The organism is Zhihengliuella sp. ISTPL4 (assembly GCF_002848265.1).
In the GTDB taxonomy this organism is placed as follows: Bacteria; Actinomycetota; Actinomycetes; order Actinomycetales; family Microbacteriaceae; genus Microbacterium.
Genome location: NZ_CP025422.1, coordinates 1,565,729 through 1,581,362 on the forward strand (window position 1 = coordinate 1,565,729; position 15,634 = coordinate 1,581,362).

16 protein-coding genes are annotated in these 15,634 nt (G+C 70.7%); 6 read left to right on the forward strand and 10 right to left on the reverse strand.

The genetic code is table 11. The features are described from left to right. Window positions 1-73: 73 nt before the first annotated feature. The 7 genes from CYL12_RS07535 to CYL12_RS07565 form a co-directional block, all read right to left on the reverse strand. Complete coding sequence (locus CYL12_RS07535) at window positions 74-748, reverse strand: alpha/beta fold hydrolase (protein ID WP_101846900.1); 675 nt, start codon at window positions 746-748, stop codon at window positions 74-76. A 34-nt stretch (window positions 749-782) separates the two neighbouring features. After that, window positions 783-1,370 (reverse strand): TetR/AcrR family transcriptional regulator, encoded by a 588-nt coding sequence (locus CYL12_RS07540; protein WP_101846902.1) that lies wholly within the window; start codon window positions 1,368-1,370, stop codon window positions 783-785. A gap of 47 nt (window positions 1,371-1,417) precedes the next feature. Continuing rightward, a complete protein-coding gene (locus CYL12_RS07545; protein ID WP_101846904.1) occupies window positions 1,418-2,266 on the reverse strand; it encodes an ATP-binding cassette domain-containing protein in 849 nt (282 codons plus the stop codon). Continuing rightward, a complete protein-coding gene (locus CYL12_RS07550) occupies window positions 2,263-4,059 on the reverse strand; it encodes a dipeptide/oligopeptide/nickel ABC transporter permease/ATP-binding protein (protein ID WP_101846906.1) in 1,797 nt (598 codons plus the stop codon). Before CYL12_RS07550 ends, CYL12_RS07545 begins: the two co-directional genes overlap by 4 nt. Further along, window positions 4,056-4,997 (reverse strand): ABC transporter permease, encoded by a 942-nt coding sequence (locus CYL12_RS07555; protein WP_101846908.1) that lies wholly within the window; start codon window positions 4,995-4,997, stop codon window positions 4,056-4,058. Before CYL12_RS07555 ends, CYL12_RS07550 begins: the two co-directional genes overlap by 4 nt. Window positions 4,998-5,070: 73 nt before the next feature. After that, window positions 5,071-6,600 (reverse strand): ABC transporter substrate-binding protein, encoded by a 1,530-nt coding sequence (locus CYL12_RS07560; protein ID WP_233486857.1) that lies wholly within the window; start codon window positions 6,598-6,600, stop codon window positions 5,071-5,073. Window positions 6,601-6,964: 364 nt separating this feature from the next. Further along, the gene (locus tag CYL12_RS07565; RefSeq protein WP_101846912.1) at window positions 6,965-7,927 is read right to left on the reverse strand and encodes an aldo/keto reductase; all 963 of its coding nucleotides are present in this window, start codon (window positions 7,925-7,927) and stop codon (window positions 6,965-6,967) included. Window positions 7,928-8,027: 100 nt separating this feature from the next. Between CYL12_RS07565 and CYL12_RS07570 the strand changes: the two genes are divergently transcribed. From CYL12_RS07570 to CYL12_RS07595, 6 genes are all read left to right on the forward strand, one after another. Further along, window positions 8,028-8,762, forward strand: coding sequence for an SDR family NAD(P)-dependent oxidoreductase (locus CYL12_RS07570; protein ID WP_101846914.1), 735 nt, complete (start codon window positions 8,028-8,030; stop codon window positions 8,760-8,762). 94 nt (window positions 8,763-8,856) lie between these two features. Further along, the gene (locus tag CYL12_RS07575) at window positions 8,857-9,957 is read left to right on the forward strand and encodes a zinc-binding dehydrogenase (protein ID WP_101846916.1); all 1,101 of its coding nucleotides are present in this window, start codon (window positions 8,857-8,859) and stop codon (window positions 9,955-9,957) included. An 8-nt stretch (window positions 9,958-9,965) separates the two neighbouring features. Further along, window positions 9,966-10,925 (forward strand): aldo/keto reductase, encoded by a 960-nt coding sequence (locus CYL12_RS07580; RefSeq protein WP_101846918.1) that lies wholly within the window; start codon window positions 9,966-9,968, stop codon window positions 10,923-10,925. A 23-nt stretch (window positions 10,926-10,948) separates the two neighbouring features. Continuing rightward, window positions 10,949-11,920: an alpha/beta hydrolase gene (locus CYL12_RS07585; RefSeq protein ID WP_101846920.1), complete on the forward strand. Its 972-nt coding sequence runs from the start codon at window positions 10,949-10,951 to the stop codon at window positions 11,918-11,920. Beyond that, window positions 11,917-12,900 carry an alpha/beta hydrolase gene (locus CYL12_RS07590; RefSeq protein ID WP_101846922.1) on the forward strand — a complete coding sequence of 328 codons (984 nt, stop codon included), beginning with the start codon at window positions 11,917-11,919 and terminating at the stop codon, window positions 12,898-12,900. The genes CYL12_RS07585 and CYL12_RS07590 overlap by 4 nt, the downstream gene beginning before the upstream one ends. Then, on the forward strand, window positions 12,897-14,117 hold the full coding sequence (locus tag CYL12_RS07595; RefSeq protein WP_233486858.1) for a multidrug effflux MFS transporter: 1,221 nt from the start codon (window positions 12,897-12,899) through the stop codon (window positions 14,115-14,117). Before CYL12_RS07590 ends, CYL12_RS07595 begins: the two co-directional genes overlap by 4 nt. 188 nt (window positions 14,118-14,305) lie before the next feature. Here the strand turns inward: CYL12_RS07595 and CYL12_RS07600 are convergent, their stop codons facing one another. The 3 genes from CYL12_RS07600 to CYL12_RS07610 all read right to left on the reverse strand — a co-directional run bounded on the left by CYL12_RS07600 (window position 14,306) and on the right by CYL12_RS07610 (window position 15,622). Beyond that, window positions 14,306-14,524, reverse strand: a complete 219-nt coding sequence (locus tag CYL12_RS07600) for a hypothetical protein (protein ID WP_101846927.1) — start codon at window positions 14,522-14,524, stop codon at window positions 14,306-14,308. An 84-nt stretch (window positions 14,525-14,608) separates the two neighbouring features. Beyond that, window positions 14,609-14,908 carry a hypothetical protein gene (locus CYL12_RS07605; RefSeq protein ID WP_101848719.1) on the reverse strand — a complete coding sequence of 100 codons (300 nt, stop codon included), beginning with the start codon at window positions 14,906-14,908 and terminating at the stop codon, window positions 14,609-14,611. 48 nt (window positions 14,909-14,956) lie between these two features. Further along, window positions 14,957-15,622, reverse strand: a complete 666-nt coding sequence (locus CYL12_RS07610) for an SDR family oxidoreductase (RefSeq protein ID WP_101846929.1) — start codon at window positions 15,620-15,622, stop codon at window positions 14,957-14,959. Between the last annotated feature and the right edge of the window lie 12 nt (window positions 15,623-15,634).

Consider the following 15,634-nt stretch of genomic DNA (forward strand, 5'->3'; position numbering starts at 1 on the left):
GCGGATGCCTTTCGATATGTCTACAAACGTGGGAAATAAAGGACAGGAAGGGGCCAGGCGTCGGTCGCGGGGGTCAGTCCGCGAGGAACCCGCGCACGGCGTCGCGGAACGCGGCGGTGTGCAGCGCCACGAGGTGATCGCCGGGGACGCGTCGCACACGGACGTCCGGGAGCCGCGCGGCGAGCTCGTCGATGCCCGCGGCCATCGGGTCGTCCTCGCCTCCCAGGAGCAGCACCGGCATCGCCGGCCCTCCGGCCTCGGGCGCGAATGGCTCGGCCGCGAGCCCCTCGATGAGGTCGAGCAGATCGTCCGGTCGGTTGCCAGGCAGGCGCACCATGTGCACGATCATCCCGGTCAGCGGATCGACGGGAGCCGGTCCGCCGGCGAGCGCGGCTCGCGCGGCGGAGAGGTCGACGAGCGCGAAGGGCTCCCCCGCACTGAGGCCGCCGAGCACGAGACGCCGTACCGCGACACCGGGGTGCCGGGCGAGGTCCCACGCGAGCCGGGCACCGAGCGAGTAGCCGACGAGGTCGACCTCGTCCGGGCCGATCGCTTCGGCGAGCGCATCGAGCACCGCGGAGGTCGGCACGACTCCGAGCCCGGGGGCATCGCCGTGCGCCGGCAGATCGAGGACCCGGCGCGGCCGATCACCGAGCACCGCCGTCCACTCGCTGTCCGGCCAGTCCTGCGTGCCGCGCGAGGCGAGGCCGTGCAGGAACACCACGGGTCGTTCGGGGGGAAGGGTCATGACGGGCCGTCCTCTCGGGACCGGCCCCTCGCCCTCAGCGCAGCCGCGCGAGGAACCGGTCGATGTAGTTCTCGTAGTCGGCGATGCGGTCGCCGTCCGGGTACATGAGGTTGATGACCGTCGCCCCGACCGCCGCGGAGATGTACTCGTCGGCGAGCGGGCCGTAGTCCTGGTCGCGGATCGACCCCTCGTCGCGGGCCGCCTCCATCCGAGCGATGAGCGAGGATCGCCACGAGCCCAGGTGTCCGCGGTAGAGCTCGGCCAGCGACTCGTTCGCCATCGCGTACTCCCAGAGCGCCAGAAGCACCCGGCCCGCGGCGATCTGCTCCGGGTCGCGCGGCACGGTGGCCTGCAGGAAGCCGCGCAGCGCGTCGTCCGCCGCTACCGGCTCCTGCCCCGCGGCCTCCACGCCCTCGGACATCTGCTGCAGGATCGTCTCGAACGTCGCCGCGACGATGCTCTCCTTCCCGGGGAAGTAGTGCTTCAGCGCACCGTTCGCGAAGCCCGCCTCCGCGGCGATGCTGCGCATGGTCGCCGCCTCGAACCCACCCTTCAGGATGATGCTCTTGGCCACCTCGACGATGTCCCGTCGCCGCTGGTCGTGGTCGATGATCTTCGGCATGGCGTCCTTCCGGCCGAGTCCGGGGTGTGGCGTGTTCCGGCCTGGAGCTACCGTACCGCCGCATCGGGCACCTCCCGCAGAGCGAGCCACTGGGCACGGCGTTCCCGCTGCGCCACCGGGTCCGCGACCGGCGAAGCCAGCCGCAGACGCTCGGCGTACGGATGGCGCGGCGCGCGCGTGACCTGCTCCCCGTCTCCGATCTCGACGATCTCGCCGCGGTACATCACGGCGACCCGGTGACAGACCCGCCGGACGACGCCGAGGTCGTGCGAGACGAACAGGTAGGCCACGCCGGTGTCGCGCTGCAGTTCGATGAAGAGGTCGAGGATGGTGGCCTGCGTGGTGAGGTCGAGCGCGCTGACCGGCTCGTCGCACACGATCAGTCGGGGTCCGCGGACGAGGGCGCGGGCGATCGCGATGCGCTGCCGCTGCCCGCCGGAGAACTCGCTCGGGTACCGGTCCATGCTCGCGGAGGGCAGCCGCACGCGGTCGAGCATGTCGCGCACGCGCGTGTCGGCCGCCTTCGCCCCGATGCCCGTCGTCAGCAGCGGCTCGGCGAGGATGTCGCCGATGGTCAGTGCCGGGTTGAGGGAGCCGTACGGGTCCTGGAACACGACCTGCACGTCGTCGGCGAGCGCCCGTCGGGCCCGGCCGCCGAGGCGGCCGATGTCCCGGCCGTCGAAGCGGATGCGCCCCGCCGTCACCGGGGCGAGGCCGAGGATGGCCTTGCCGAGCGTCGACTTCCCGGATCCCGACTCGCCGACCAGGCCCAGGCATTCACCGGGGGCGATGCCGAGGGAGACGCCGTGCAGCGCGCGGAAGGCGTGCCGGCCGCGGCCGTATTCGACCACGAGGTCGTCCACCTGCAGCAGGGGGTTCACCGGAGCGGTGTTCATGCGGGGACCTCCGTCCGCTGACTGTCGAGCGCGGCGCGACCTTCGGCTTCGTCGAGCGACGCGGCGATGAGCTCGCGCGTGTACTCCTGGGCGGGCGCGGCGAAGAGGTCGTCCACGGGCCCCGACTCCACGATGTCGCCGCCGCGCATGACGATCACGCGGTCGCAGATGTCGGCGACGACGCCGAAGTTGTGCGTCACGATGAGCAGCGCCATGCCATATTCGGCCTGCAGCTCCCGCAGCAGTTCGAGGACCTCGGCCTGGACGGTCACGTCGAGGGCGGTGGTGGGCTCGTCCGCCACGAGGAGCGACGGCCGACCGGCGATCGCGCCGGCGATGAGCACGCGCTGGGCCATGCCGCCGGACACCTGGTGCGGGTAGCTGCGCATCACGCGATCGGGGTCGGACAACCCGACCCGCAGGAGCACCTCCCGCGCGCGCTGCCGGGCGGCCGCCTTCGCGAGCCCGTGGGTGCGACGCAGGGGCTCGATGAGCTGGTGCCCGATCGTGTACGAGGGATCGAGGTTGCTCATCGGCTCCTGCGGCACGTAGCCGATCGTGCGGCCGAGCAGCGCCTGGCGCTCCTTCGGGGTCGCGTGGGTGACCTCCGCGCCACCGACCCAGATCGCGTCGGCAGTCGCCCGGCCGGTCGCGGGCAGCAGGTCGAGCAGCGAGAACACGGTCTGCGACTTGCCTGACCCGGACTCGCCGACGATCCCGACGACCTCCCCTGGCGCGACGTCGAGGGTCACGCCATGCACGACCTCGGTCTCTCCCGTCGGCGTCGCGTGGACGACGTGCAGGTTCTCGACGCGCAGGGCTGAGGCCGGAGCCTCGTGGCGGACGCTGCCCGTGGCGGGAGCCGCGGCGGCGTCGTCCGCGGTCTCGAGCACACCGCGCCGCCGCCGGCGGGCCGCCCGCGGCGTGCGCACCTGCACGAGCTCCGCGAGCGTGGAGCCCATGATCGCGAGGACGGCGATCGTGAGACCGAGCGCGGCGGAGGGCCACAGGAGCATCAGCGGGTAGGTGAGCATGAGCCGGAAGCCCTCGAGCATCATCGCGCCCCAGCTCGGCACGTTCGAGTCGCCGATGCCGAGGAACTGGAGCCCCGCCTGCATGCCCATCGCGATGCCGGCCGTGAGCGCGGTCTGGATGATGACGGGCGGGTAGACGGCCGTGATGACGTGGCGGAAGATGATGCGCGCGTCCGACAGGCCCGACACGCGGGCGGCGTCGATGTACGCTTCGCCGCGGACCGCGAGCGTCTGCGACCGCGCGATCCGGAAGTAGCCCGGCACCATGAAGACGCCGACGGTGATCATCAGCAGCTCGAAGTTGTTGCGGCTGCCGGCGGCGACCACGAGGAGGATGATCATCCCGGGGATCGACTGCAGCGCGTCGCTGATCCAGGTCGCTACCCGATCGAAGATGCCACCGAAGTAGCCGGCCGCGACGCCGGACGGCACTCCGATCACCAGAGCAGTGACGATCGTGATGAGGGCGCCCCACAGCGTCGTCCTCGTTCCGTAGATGAGGCGGCTGAGGATGTCGCGGCCGGTGGAGTCGCCGCCGAGGAGGTGCTCGGGCGACGGCGGGGCCTTGGCGGCCGCGAGGTCGACGAGGTTCGGGTCCATCGGCGCCAGCAGCGGCGCGAACACCCCGACGAGCACGATGAGGACGAAGATCGCGAGCGGGATGTAGCCGCCGGGGTGACGGAGGAAGCGCCGGAACAGGCTCGACCGGCGCTTCTGGGCGGCCCGGTCGAAGGCGACGCGGATGTCTGTCGTGGTCATGCGACGCGCACCTTCGGGTTGATCCAGCCGAGCACGAGGTCGAGCAGGAGGTTGATGAGGACGACGAAGACGATCGAGACCACCGTGATCCCGAGCAGCATGGGGATGTCGCCGTTCTGCGACGACTGGTTCGTGAGCTGACCCAGACCGGGAAGGCTGAAGATCTGCTCCACCACGATCGCGCCGGAGAGCAGCCCCACGAACATCAGGGCGATCACCGTGAGCGCGGCGGGCGAGGCGTTCCGGAGGATGTGCAGGTTCACCCGCGCGGCGGACAGGCCCCGGCTGCGGAGGGTGCGCACCCAGTCCTGGCGGCTCTGAGCGATCACGGCGTTGCGCAGCTGCTCCGACACGGCGACGATGCCGCCCAGGGCGAGGGAGATCGCCGGCAGCGTGATCGAGCGCAGCCAGCCCTCGACGGACTGCGTCGGCGGGACGTACCCCACGGCCGGGAACCATTTGAGCTGCACGGCCAGCCACATCACCAGGACCAGGCTCACCCAGAACCCGGGGAGCGCGAAGAGGACGACCGAGATCCCCTTGATGATCCGGTCGAACCAGGTACCGGGGCGGAGGCCGGTGATCATTCCGAAGGCGACGCCGATGACCGCGGTGATGAGGGTCGCGAGGGTCACGACGGAGAGCGTGACGGGGACCTTGACCGCGAGCTGCGCGCCGACCGGCTGGAAGTTGCGCCACGAGACGCCGAAGTCGAGGAGGACCGCGTGGGAGAACCAGTCCCAGAACTGGATGATCAGGGGGCGGTCGAGGCCGATCTTCGCCGCGAGCGCCTCCTGCTGTGCAGGACTCGCGGTGGTCCCGAGGAGCGAGGCGGTCGGATCGCTGATCGCGAGATGGGCGAGGAAGAACGTGCCGATCGAGACCGCGACGAGCAGGAGGATGCCGGACAGCACCCGCTTCGCCGTGAAGAGGAGCATGGGGGCCTCTCGAGGGTGAGGAGGAGGGGAAGGGGTGCCGGAGCGGCCGCGTGGCGACCGCCCCGGCGGGCGTTCAGCCCTGGGTGATGTACCGCAGCGTCGGGAACATCATCCCCACGACCGGCTGCAGCTGGATGCCGGGCGCGGTGTAGTAGATGTTGTTCGCCTGGTACCAGACCGACCACCAGGCCTGGTCGACGAGAGCCTCGTTGAGCTCCTCGATGGCGGCGGTCTGCGCGTCGCCGCGCTCCGTCTGCACCTTTTCCACGAGCGGGGCGATGACCTCGTTCTGCGCGTAGTCCGGCTCCGGGTTGAACCACTGCACGCTCGTGACCTGACGGGCGACGGTGGCCACGTCGTTGCCATCCATCGCGAGGAACGAGATGAACATCGGGTAGTTCGGTGCGTTGAGCTGGTAGTCCGGCATCTGCATGTTGTCCCAGGTGACCGTGATGCCGAGCTCGTTGAGGGCCTGCTCGGCCGACGGCTTCCACATCTCGAAGATCGGGGACATCGGCATCGAGATGGCGAAGCCGTCCGGGTAGCCGGCGTCGGCCAGGAGCTCCTTGGCCTTGTCCATGTTGAATGCGTAGGCGTCGTTGAGCTCGGGGTCGTTGATGTCGCCACCGTCAGGGAAGACCTGGTTGGTGGCCACGCCCGCACCGCTGCCGACCGCCGCGAGGACGGCCGCGCCGTCGAACGCGTAGTTCAGCGCCTGGCGCACTTCGAGCTTGCCGAGAGGCTCGCTCTTCGCGCCGGTGTGATCGGTGATGACGAGGCCTGCCCACCCGGAGACCCGCTGCGCCGTGTTCCAGCCCTGCTGCTCGGCCTGCTCGAGGTTCGCGACATCGCCGTACTGCACGTTGATCTGTCCGCTCAGCATCGCGTTGTGGCGTGCCGTCGCGTCGGTGATCGGGTAGATCGCGAGTTCGGAGAACGGGTACGTCTTCGCGTCCCAGTGGTCCTCGGTCTTGGTGAAGTGGTACTCGGCGCCCGCGACGCTGGTGTCGCCGTCGAGGACGTAGGGGCCGGAGCCGACCGGATCGCTGCCGAGCGTGCCCGCCTCGATAGCGGCCGGCGAGGCGATGTAACTGCGGCCAAGACCCATGAAGTAGAGGATGGTGTCGTCCCGTTGCGTGAGAACGATGCGGATCGTGTCGTCGTCGACCTTCTCGAACGCGGAGACGTTGACGTAGGCCTCACCCGAACGGGCACCGGCCTTCAGGTACTCCAGGCTCGTGATGACGGCGTCGGCATCCACCGGGGTGCCGTCGCTGAACACGGCATCGGTTCGGATGTCCAGGTCGACGCTGAGGTCGTCGTCGGCCACCGTCCATTCCGTCGCGAGCGACGGGATCGGGGTGCCGTCGGCGTCCAGGGCGATGAGGGCGTCGTACACCGCGGACAGGTAGGGACCGTCGAAGCCGATGTCGGCGAGCGACGGGTCCCACGATGTGACATCGAGGAAGTTGCCGATGTTGAGGGCGTCGGGGCCTTCGGCGCCACCGCCCTCGGACGGCGAGGGCGTTCCGCCGCCGCTGCAGCCGGCGAGCACGAGGGTCGCGGCGACGGCGGCGGCGACCGCGAGGGGCATTCGTTTCATGGTTCCTTCTCTCGGGTGCAGGGGGTGGTGAAGAAGGTTCGAAGAGCCGCTGACCGGAGACCGGGACCGACGCCACTTCGATGTGTCGTGCTGGTTAGTCTACATGCGTGGAAAAAGAGCGCAAGCGCGTTTCTCGCCCCGCACCGCCGGAGCGATGCCCCAGCGCGCACCCACCTTGCTCCCCCGCGCACACCCCCGCCCCGCGGGTGCCGGTGTCGGTGCCGGTGCCGGTGTCTGTGCCGGCGTCTGTACCGGGATCAAGAACGCACCTCCCACCCGGGCCCGAGGAGCGCTTCTGATCCGGCGTGGGCGCGAGGGGCATTTCTCATCCAGGGGAGCAGGGACGGAGGAGGGACGCGAAAGGTCACCAAGTGCCGTCGGAACGGACGTCGTGGTCGACGCGGCAGTCGGCGAGGGCGGCGCGGACCTCGGCTCCGTGGTCACGGGCGAGGGCGAGGGCGGCGTGGTTCTCCTCGAGTTGTGCGACGCGGGAGGCCCCGAAGAGCACGTTGGCCGTCGCGGGGTTCGCCAGACAGAAGGCGATGCCGAGGGCGGCCGGGGTCACCCCGAAGTCCCCCGCGAGACGTGCGACCTCGGGGTACACGGCGAGGATCCGCTCGCGGATACCCCCGACATCGGCACCGATCTTGCGCTGGGGCATCCGTCCCGTGGCGAGGATTCCGCCCTCGAACACGTCCGAGGCCTGCAGCGCGAGCGTTCCGTCGGCGAACAGCGGGCCGTACGCGTCACCCTCCGCCATGGCCCGTCGGGCGATGCCGTACTTCAGCTGCGCGAACGAGGGGCCGATCAGCCCCTGAGCGTCCGCCTCGGCCAGCGCCGCCCTGGTGTCCGTGATCCGCCAGTTGTTGATCCCCCACGAGTCGACGAGGCCGTCCGCGAGGAGGGCGTTCACGTCGGCGACGAGCCGCGGCATGTCCGGGGCGTCGAGGTAGTCCCCCACCACGAGAGTGTCGAAGCGGTCGAGGCCGGCCCGGTCGAGCGACTCCTCGATCTGCGCGCGGAAGCCCTGATTCGGCCAGTCCCACAGCCAGAGCTTGCCGCACAGCACGACGTCGGCACGGCCCACCCCGCTCGCGCGGAAGGCCTCCCCGAAGAGGATGTCGGTCCGGGAGTTCTCGGCGTGCGGCCCCATATTGTAGTACGCGATGTCGAAGAATCCGGCATCGAGCTCGACCGCCCGGCGGATGAGCTGCACGGCATCGTCGACATCCATGCGGTCCCAGGTGTTCCACGATCCGAGGGCCAGCGGCGGCACCGTCGCACCCCGAGGAGACAGCGGCTTGCGGGGGGATGTCGCATCGGGCATGAGGGCTCCTTCGCCATCTCGGGGCACGGGGTTGTGTTTTTCTATGTTTGTAGAATATAACGGACACATCCCGTCAGAGAACCCGTCAGTGAGGACGAACATGACCGCTTCCCCCCGTCGCATCCTCGTCACCGGCGGCGCGTCCGGACTCGGCCGCGGGATCGCCGCCGCCTTCCGCGCTGCGGGCGACGAGGTGTTCATCGGCGATGTGGACGAGGGCGCTGCGGCAGCCGTCGCCGCCGAGATCGGAGCCACCGCCATCCCGCTCGACATCGCCGACGAAGCATCGGTGCAGGCCGCGGCCGAACGGATCCGCGACGCCGGCGGTCTCGACGTCCTCGTCAACAACGCCGGCGTCGTCGCCGGTGGCGGAACCCTCCAGGAGGTCGCGGTGGACGCGGTCGATGCGGCCCTGCGCGTCAACGTCCGCGGCACGTTCCTCATGCTGCGGGTCTTCGGCGGGCTGCTCGCTACGGCCGGCCACGGGGCCATCGTGAACATCTCGTCGATCGGCGCCCGGCAGCCCACTCCCGGCCTCGGGCACTACGAGGCCACGAAGGCCGCGGTCGACGCGCTCACCCGGACGGCGGCCCTCGAACTCGCCGGCTCCGCGGTGCGGGTCAACGCCGTCGCCCCCGGCCCCGTGCTCACGCCCCTGACCGCCGACTTCGCCTCGAACCCGGACGCCCGCGCCGCGTGGGACTCGCGCATCCCGCTCGGCACCATCGCCGAGGTCGACCAGGTCACCCCGCTCGTGCTGTTCCTCGCGAGCGAGGCCGCCAGCCACATCACCGGGGTCTCGGTCCCCGTCGACGGCGGCCAGCTCCTCGTCTGATCCCGCCCCCCTCCGTGCGGGATCGATTCCGCCCCTTCCGGGCACCGCGGAGGACCGTGTTCGATCCCGCCACCCGCCCCGCGACTGGAGAACCATGACCCTCCCCACCACCACCCGCGCCGCGGTGCTCACCGCGCACGGCGAGCCGCTCACCCTGCAGGATCTCCCGCTGCCCGCCGAGATCGAGCCCGGCGCCGCCCTCGTCCGCATCGCCTGCACCACGCTGTGCGGCACGGACATCGAGATCTGGGAGGGGAAGATGTCGTTCCCCGGCATGCTGCCCATGGTCCTCGGTCACGAGATGGTCGGCGAGATCGTGGCCACCGGCCCCGATACCCGCGACGCCCTCGGCCGCCCCCTCTCCGCCGGCGACCGGATCGGCTGGTCGGAGTCCACCTGCGGCGAGTGCCACGGCTGCGTCGTGCTCCGCGAACCGGTCGCCTGTTCCCGCCGCGGCTACGGATTCCTCCAGCGGGCGGACGTGCCGCCGTTCGCCACGGCCGGGCTCTCCGAGTACTCGTACGTCACCCCGGGTGCCGCCAAGCTCCTGCTCCCGGCGGCGGTGAAGGACACCTGGGCCTCGATGGCGGGCTGCGCCGCGAAGACCGTCCTCCGCGCGTTCGAGCGGGCCGGTCGCATCCGCCCCGGCTCCCGCGTGGTGGTGCAGGGCTCCGGCGCCCTCGGCATCTTCGCCACCGCGGTCGCGAAGATCGCGGGCGCCGGGCAGGTCATCACCGTCGGCGCTCCCGCCGCCCGTCTGGAACTCGCCGCGCGCTTCGGTGCCGACGCCGTCGTGGACTTCCGCGACGGCCCCGTCGTCGACCAGGTCCTGGCGCTCACCGGAGACCAGGGGGCGGACCACGTGTTCGACTTCGCCGGAGCCCCGAGCGTCGGCCCGGACGCCGTCGGCATGGCCGCCCAACGCGGCACCGTGGCGATCGTCGGCTCGACCGGTCCGGCCGGAGACGGCTTCGCCCTCAGCACGATCATGGGCAAGGAGCTCACGGTGGTCGGCTCGCTCAACGGCGACATCTCCGACTACGCGCGCGCGATCGAGTTCTTCACGGCGTTCGCCGACCGCTTCCCCTGGGACGACCTGTTCAGCGCCCCGGTCGGACTCGCCGACGCCTCCGCGAAGATCGCCCACATGCACCACCTCGATGAGGTCAAGGCCGTCATCGACCCGAGCCTCTGAGGAGCATCATGACCACTCCCCTCCCCGTGCGCGAGATCGGCCGCAGCGGCCTGCACGCCTCCCTGTTCTCCCTGGGCTCGTGGCACACCTACGACCGCATGGACTTCGCCGACGCGGTGGCGCTCCTCCGCGAGGCCATCGACCGCGGCGTGAACCTCTTCGACGTGGGCGTGTACTCCGCACCCGGCGCCCCGCCCGTCTTCACCGACGTGATCTTCTCGGCGATGGTGCGCGCAGCGGGGCTGCGTCGAGAGGAGTGGCTGCTGTCGTCGAAGCTGTGGCTGGAGGCCTTCGGCGCCGACGGCTTCCGACCGCAGCTCGAGAACGCCCTGATGCGGGTGGGCACCGAGCAGGCCGACCTCGTGATCCTCGGCGACCTGCGCCGCGACGACCTCGAGCTGCGCGACCTCGTGCTCGACCTCGCCGCGCTCGCCGACGCCGGGCTCATCCGCGCGTGGGGCGTGAACAACTGGTCGGCGGGGAGCATCCAGACCCTGATCGACCTCGCCGCCGCGGAGGGCGTGCCCGGTCCGCAGATCGCGCAGCTCAAGTACAGCGTCTCGCGGCGGTCGATCCCGGACGGCGAGCCCTTCGCGCGCCTCTGGGAGCAGGGCCTCACGCTGCAGGCTTCTGACTGCCTGGAGGGCGGGATCCTCGCCGGGAAGGTGAACGGCGACCGGCAGATCGGGCGTGACCCCGGCGGCATCCGCGAACGGATCATCGCCGACGTCCCCGCGTTCACCGCGGTCGCGGAGGATCTCGACGTGACGCCGGCCCAGCTCGGCATCGCCTTCACCCTCACCCACCCCGCCCTGACGACGACCCTGTTCGGTGCCTCCAGCGTCGCGCAGCTGCGGGCGAACCTCGACGCCGCCGCCCTCGTCGACCGCATCGGCGCCGCCGAGCTGCGCCGTCTCGTCGAGCCCTTCTGGGCCGACCGCGGGGTCGTCGACCCCGAGGGCCCCTGACGCCGTCCCACCCGAGGAGAACCATGACCATCCCCGTCCCCTTCGATCCCGACGTGCAGGCCGTGCTCGACGAGATCGCGAAGAACCCACAGCCTGCCCTCACCCGCGAGACCCTGCCGCGTGACGGCGTCGACCGGATGTTCCCGGACAACGACGCCGTGATCGCCGACCGGGACATCACGTGGGAGGACCGCGTCATCCCCGGCCCGCCCGGAGCACCGGACATCGAGGTCACGATCTTCCGCCCTGCGGGTTCCGAGACCTCGACGCACCCGGGCTTCGTGAACATCCACGGCGGCGGCATGATCGTCGGCCACCGCTCCTGGGAGACGGCTCGGGTCGTCGACATCGTCGCGGAGCACGGCGTCGTGGCCGTGAACGTCGAGTACCGCCTCGCGCCGGAGGACCCGTTCCCCGCGGGCGTGGAGGACTGCTACGCGGCCTTTGTATGGACGCACGCCCACGCCGCGGAGCTCGGCATCGACCCCGCGCGCATCGTCGTGGGCGGCGGCAGCGCGGGCGGCGGTCTCACCGCGGCCGTCGCCCTGCTGGCGCGCGATCGGCGGGGCCCTGTCATGGCCGGGCAGCTGCTGCTCTGCCCCATGATCGACAACACCAACACCACGGTCGCCAGTCGGCAGTACGACGGCATCGGCACTTGGCAGCGCGACATGAATCTCCTCGCCTGGTCATGCGTCCTCGGCGAGGAGCTCGCGTTCAGCGCCGAGGCCCCGGCCTACGCCGCGCCGAGCCGCGCGACGGACGTCTCCGGCCTCCCGCCCGCCTACATCGAGGTCGGCGAGGCGGAGATGTTCCGCGACGAGGACACCGCGTACGCCCTCCGGATCTGGGAGACCGGCGGACAGGCCGAACTGCACGTATGGGGCGGCGGCGCCCACGGCTTCGACATGTACATGCCGGAGGCCGAGATCACCCGCGCCGCCCTCGCCGCGCGCGCCTCCTGGCTGCGACGGATCTGGCGGAGCGCCGCATGACCGCGCCGGAGCCGGTGCCCTACGACCCGGAGCTCGTCGCCGGACTCGACGCCTTCGTCGACCTCGTCGAGGTCATTCCGCTGCGCGCGGACACGATCCACGCCAACCGCGATCACTTCGCCACAATCATCCCGCCGATGGCCGTACAGGCCGCCGGCCGTGCCGTCGCGTGGGAGGACCGGGTGATCCCCGGCCCCGTCGGGGCTCCGGACCTCGAGATCACCGTCGTGCGCCCGGCGCAGGCGTCCCCGGACCAGGCACCGGCGGTGCTGTCGATCCACGGCGGTGGGATGGTGCTCGGCACGCGCTTCTTCGGCACCGCTGAGCTCATCGACCTCGCCGAACGGCACGGCGTCGTCGGCGTCGCGGTCGAGTACCGCCTCGCCCCCGAGCACCCCGGACCGGCCCAGGCGGAGGACTGCTACGCGGCGCTGGAGTGGATGATCGCCCGCGCGGACGAGCTCGGCATCGACACCGCCCGCATCATCGCGTCCGGGCAGAGCGCCGGCGGCGGGCTCTCGGCGGCGGTCGCGCTGCTCTCCCGCGACCGCGGCGGGCCCCGGCTGGCCGGGCAGCTCCTCGGCTGCCCGATGCTCGACGATCGCAACGAGACCCCGTCGAGCCGCCAGTACGACGGCTTCGGCGCCTGGGACCGGAACAACAACGACACCGCGTGGGACGCGATCGCCGGAGCCGACCGGTTCACCGACCGCGTGTCGCCGTACACGGCACCGGCCCGGGCCACGGATCTGTCGGGACTTGCTCCGGCGTTCATCGAAGTGGGCGCTGCCGAGACCTTCCGCGACGAGGCCGTCGACTACGCGCTGCGGATCTGGGCCACGGGCGGGCAGGCGGAACTGCACGTCTGGGCGGGCGGCTACCACGGCTTCTCCGGGTTCTCCCCCGATGCCGAGGTCTCCCGGGCCGCGGTGGCCGCGCGGGAGAGCTGGCTGCGCCGCGTGCTGCGCCTCGGCGGATGAGTCTTCCGTTCGCCGCTGACGCCCCGCGGCCCCGCATGGGCACTCTGCGGGCGATGCTGGTGCTCGGCATGCTGGAAGCCTTCGGTCCGCTGTCGATGGACCTCTACCTTCCTCAGCTCCCCCAGCTCGCGGCGTCGCTCGGCACGACCGAGGCCCTGGCGCAGGCGACGATGTCGGCGTGCATGATCGGTCTCGGCCTGGGCCAGCTCGCGGCCGGTCCTCTCAGCGACCGGCTGGGCAGACGCCTGCCACTGCTGGTCGGCGTCGCAGCGTTCGCGGTGCTCTCCGCGGTGTGCGCCGTCGCTCCGAACATCGAGCTGCTGCTCGTCGCGCGCTTCCTGCAGGGGCTGGCGGGGTCGGCGGGCATCGTGATCTGCCTGGCGATCGCCCGCGACCAGTTCGAGGGTGTCGAGCTCTCCCGCATGCTCTCGCTGCTGTTCCTCGTCTCGGGCACCGCCCCGATCATCGCGCCGGTGGTGGGCGGACAACTCGCCCGCATCATGGACTGGCGCGGCATCTTCGGGGTACTCAGTGGGGTCGGCGTGCTGTTGTTGCTCGTGGTGGTGTTCGCCCTGCCGGAGACCCTGTCGCCATCCGCCCGTCACCGCGGGGGCCTCCGGGTCTGGGGCGCGCACGCCGGAGCGGTCGTCCGCGACCGGCTCTTCGTCGCCGTGCTGTGCGCCGCAGCCGGAGGCGGTGTCGCCTTCTTCACCTACCTGTCGATGTCGTCGTTCGTGCTGCAGGACGAGTTCGGTCTCAGCCCGCAGGAGTTCAGCGTCGCCTTCGCGGGCGGCGCCCTGGCGAGTATCGCGGGCAGCCAGTTGAGCCGACTCGTGGTGCGGCGTTGGGGGCCCCTGCGCGTCTACCTGGGCGGGATCACCGCGACGCTCCTGGTGACGACGGCTTTCCTCGTGCTGGCGCTTCTGGGCGTCGGGATGATGGGTGTCGTCATCGCGTTGGTCGGGTTCATGCTGTGCTCGGGCATCGGCGGTCCGAATGGCCAGACGCTGGCGCTCGCTCATCACGGGGTCCGTGCCGGCACCGCTTCGGCGCTTCTCGGGATGGCGACGTTCCTGTTCGGTCCCGTGCTCGCCCCCGTGGCTGCCGGTCTCGGCGGGACCACGGCCATCACGATGGCCGCGACGATGACGGTCGCGGCTGCGGCAGCGGCGTTCGCCGCCTGGGCCTTCGTCCGGCCCGCGGCCCGCGAACAGTAGACCGCGGGGCGACGGGGCCGGTTGGGGGATTCGCGGCCCTTGCTGGGGTCCAAGGCTCCGTTCGTCAGCAGGGGCGCCTCTCAGTCGCTCGGTGCCTGCAGAGGCGTCAGGTCACCCATCCGCTTCGAGAGCTCGGGGAACTTCGCCGCTCGCGAGAGTTCGCCGTTGTCCCGCGGCAGATCGGGTCCCTAGCGCCCGATCGCATGCCGGGCCCGGTCGAGCTGCTGGGCATAGTCCGCATCGAAGAGCATCGGCAGCTTCGTCTCCAGCTGCGCCTCCAGGTCCCACAGGACTCTCTGCTCCGCCGGATGCGCACTCGAGGGGTCTCGCTCGTCCCGACTCGCCAACCACTCGAACAAGACGAGCGCGTGATCGCTCCTCAGACTGATTGTGATCTGGTCATCCACTGCCTTGGCTCCTCTTCGTCAACACCCCTGCCCGAACGACACCAGCTCCCTGAGAGATCCCGGTGTCAGGGCCATCCACAACACCTATGCGAGTTCGTTGAGAACGCTGATCCGGTAGGTCTTGAGTTCGCGCATCTCCGCGAGTTCCACAAATCTTGCGGCCCTTGTCCTCGGATCGAGGAGCAGCAGAAGACGAAACGGAATCAGTATCAAGAATGCCCAGAGGAGTTGGTCATACCAACAGACCGCTTGTCCGACCGAGGCGCGTTGAGCCCACCAGTGAACGGTCAACCACGCAACCACCGCGAATGGGATCAGAATCCAGAGGAGCACCCCACGGACGAGAAGGATCATGAACCACAAGAGTCCCGCAAAGAACTTCACCTCATCGCTCCTCACTAGCCCGCCGCATCCGTCGCCCGCACCCCGCGATCAGTAGCGGGCCGAGAAGGCGCCGTCGGCCTGAAGGAGCTGACCGGAGATCCATCGCCCCTCGTCAGAGACGAGGAACTCGACGACGGCGGCGACGTCGGCGGGTCGCCCGAGCCTGCCCAGCGGCGTCATCTCGCCCAGGGACGTGCGGGTCTCGTCATCCATCCAGCCGGTGTCGATCGGGCCGGGGTTCAGCACGTTCGCCGAGATGCCGCACGGACCCAGTTCGCGGGCGGCGGAGATGACGAGCCGATCGAGCGCGCCCTTGGAAGCGCCGTACGGGAGGTTGCCGGTGACGTGATCGCTCGTCAGCGCCACGATCGCACCGCCGTCCTCGCCGATCTGGCGTGCGAACGCTGCGATCAGGAGCAGGCTCGCCCGCGCGTTCACGGCGACATGCAGGTCGAAGCTCTCCGCCGTGGTGTCGAGGATTCCGGACTCGACATCGTGCGCGTGGCTGAGGATCAGCGCCGAGATCGGACCGTGCTGCGCGTTGACCTCTGCCACGAGGGAGGCAGGGCCCTCCGGCGTCGACAGGTCAGCCGGGTGGTCGGCGTCGCGCAGATCGCTGGTGACGACCATCCACCCTGCACCGCGCAGGCGGGGGACGATGCCGGCGGCGATGCTGTTCGCACGGGCGGCACCGGTGATCAGGGCGAGGGGCATGCGTTCACGGTA

Excerpts from the sequence above, each read along its gene's own strand:
- CYL12_RS07565 (WP_101846912.1), bottom strand. The coding sequence starts at position 7,927 with ATGCCCGATGCGACATCCCCCCGCAAGCCGCTGTCTCCTCGGGGTGCG.
- CYL12_RS07595 (WP_233486858.1), top strand. The coding sequence starts at position 12,897 with ATGAGTCTTCCGTTCGCCGCTGACGCCCCGCGGCCCCGCATGGGCACT.
- CYL12_RS07590 (WP_101846922.1), top strand. The coding sequence starts at position 11,917 with ATGACCGCGCCGGAGCCGGTGCCCTACGACCCGGAGCTCGTCGCCGGA.
- CYL12_RS07580 (WP_101846918.1), top strand. The coding sequence starts at position 9,966 with ATGACCACTCCCCTCCCCGTGCGCGAGATCGGCCGCAGCGGCCTGCAC.
- CYL12_RS07570 (WP_101846914.1), top strand. The coding sequence starts at position 8,028 with ATGACCGCTTCCCCCCGTCGCATCCTCGTCACCGGCGGCGCGTCCGGA.
- CYL12_RS07555 (WP_101846908.1), bottom strand. The coding sequence starts at position 4,997 with ATGCTCCTCTTCACGGCGAAGCGGGTGCTGTCCGGCATCCTCCTGCTC.
- CYL12_RS07540 (WP_101846902.1), bottom strand. The coding sequence starts at position 1,370 with ATGCCGAAGATCATCGACCACGACCAGCGGCGACGGGACATCGTCGAG.
- CYL12_RS07545 (WP_101846904.1), bottom strand. The coding sequence starts at position 2,266 with ATGAACACCGCTCCGGTGAACCCCCTGCTGCAGGTGGACGACCTCGTG.
- CYL12_RS07535 (WP_101846900.1), bottom strand. The coding sequence starts at position 748 with ATGACCCTTCCCCCCGAACGACCCGTGGTGTTCCTGCACGGCCTCGCC.
- CYL12_RS07560 (WP_233486857.1), bottom strand. The coding sequence starts at position 6,600 with ATGAAACGAATGCCCCTCGCGGTCGCCGCCGCCGTCGCCGCGACCCTC.
- CYL12_RS07610 (WP_101846929.1), bottom strand. The coding sequence starts at position 15,622 with ATGCCCCTCGCCCTGATCACCGGTGCCGCCCGTGCGAACAGCATCGCC.
- CYL12_RS07585 (WP_101846920.1), top strand. The coding sequence starts at position 10,949 with ATGACCATCCCCGTCCCCTTCGATCCCGACGTGCAGGCCGTGCTCGAC.
- CYL12_RS07550 (WP_101846906.1), bottom strand. The coding sequence starts at position 4,059 with ATGACCACGACAGACATCCGCGTCGCCTTCGACCGGGCCGCCCAGAAG.
- CYL12_RS07575 (WP_101846916.1), top strand. The coding sequence starts at position 8,857 with ATGACCCTCCCCACCACCACCCGCGCCGCGGTGCTCACCGCGCACGGC.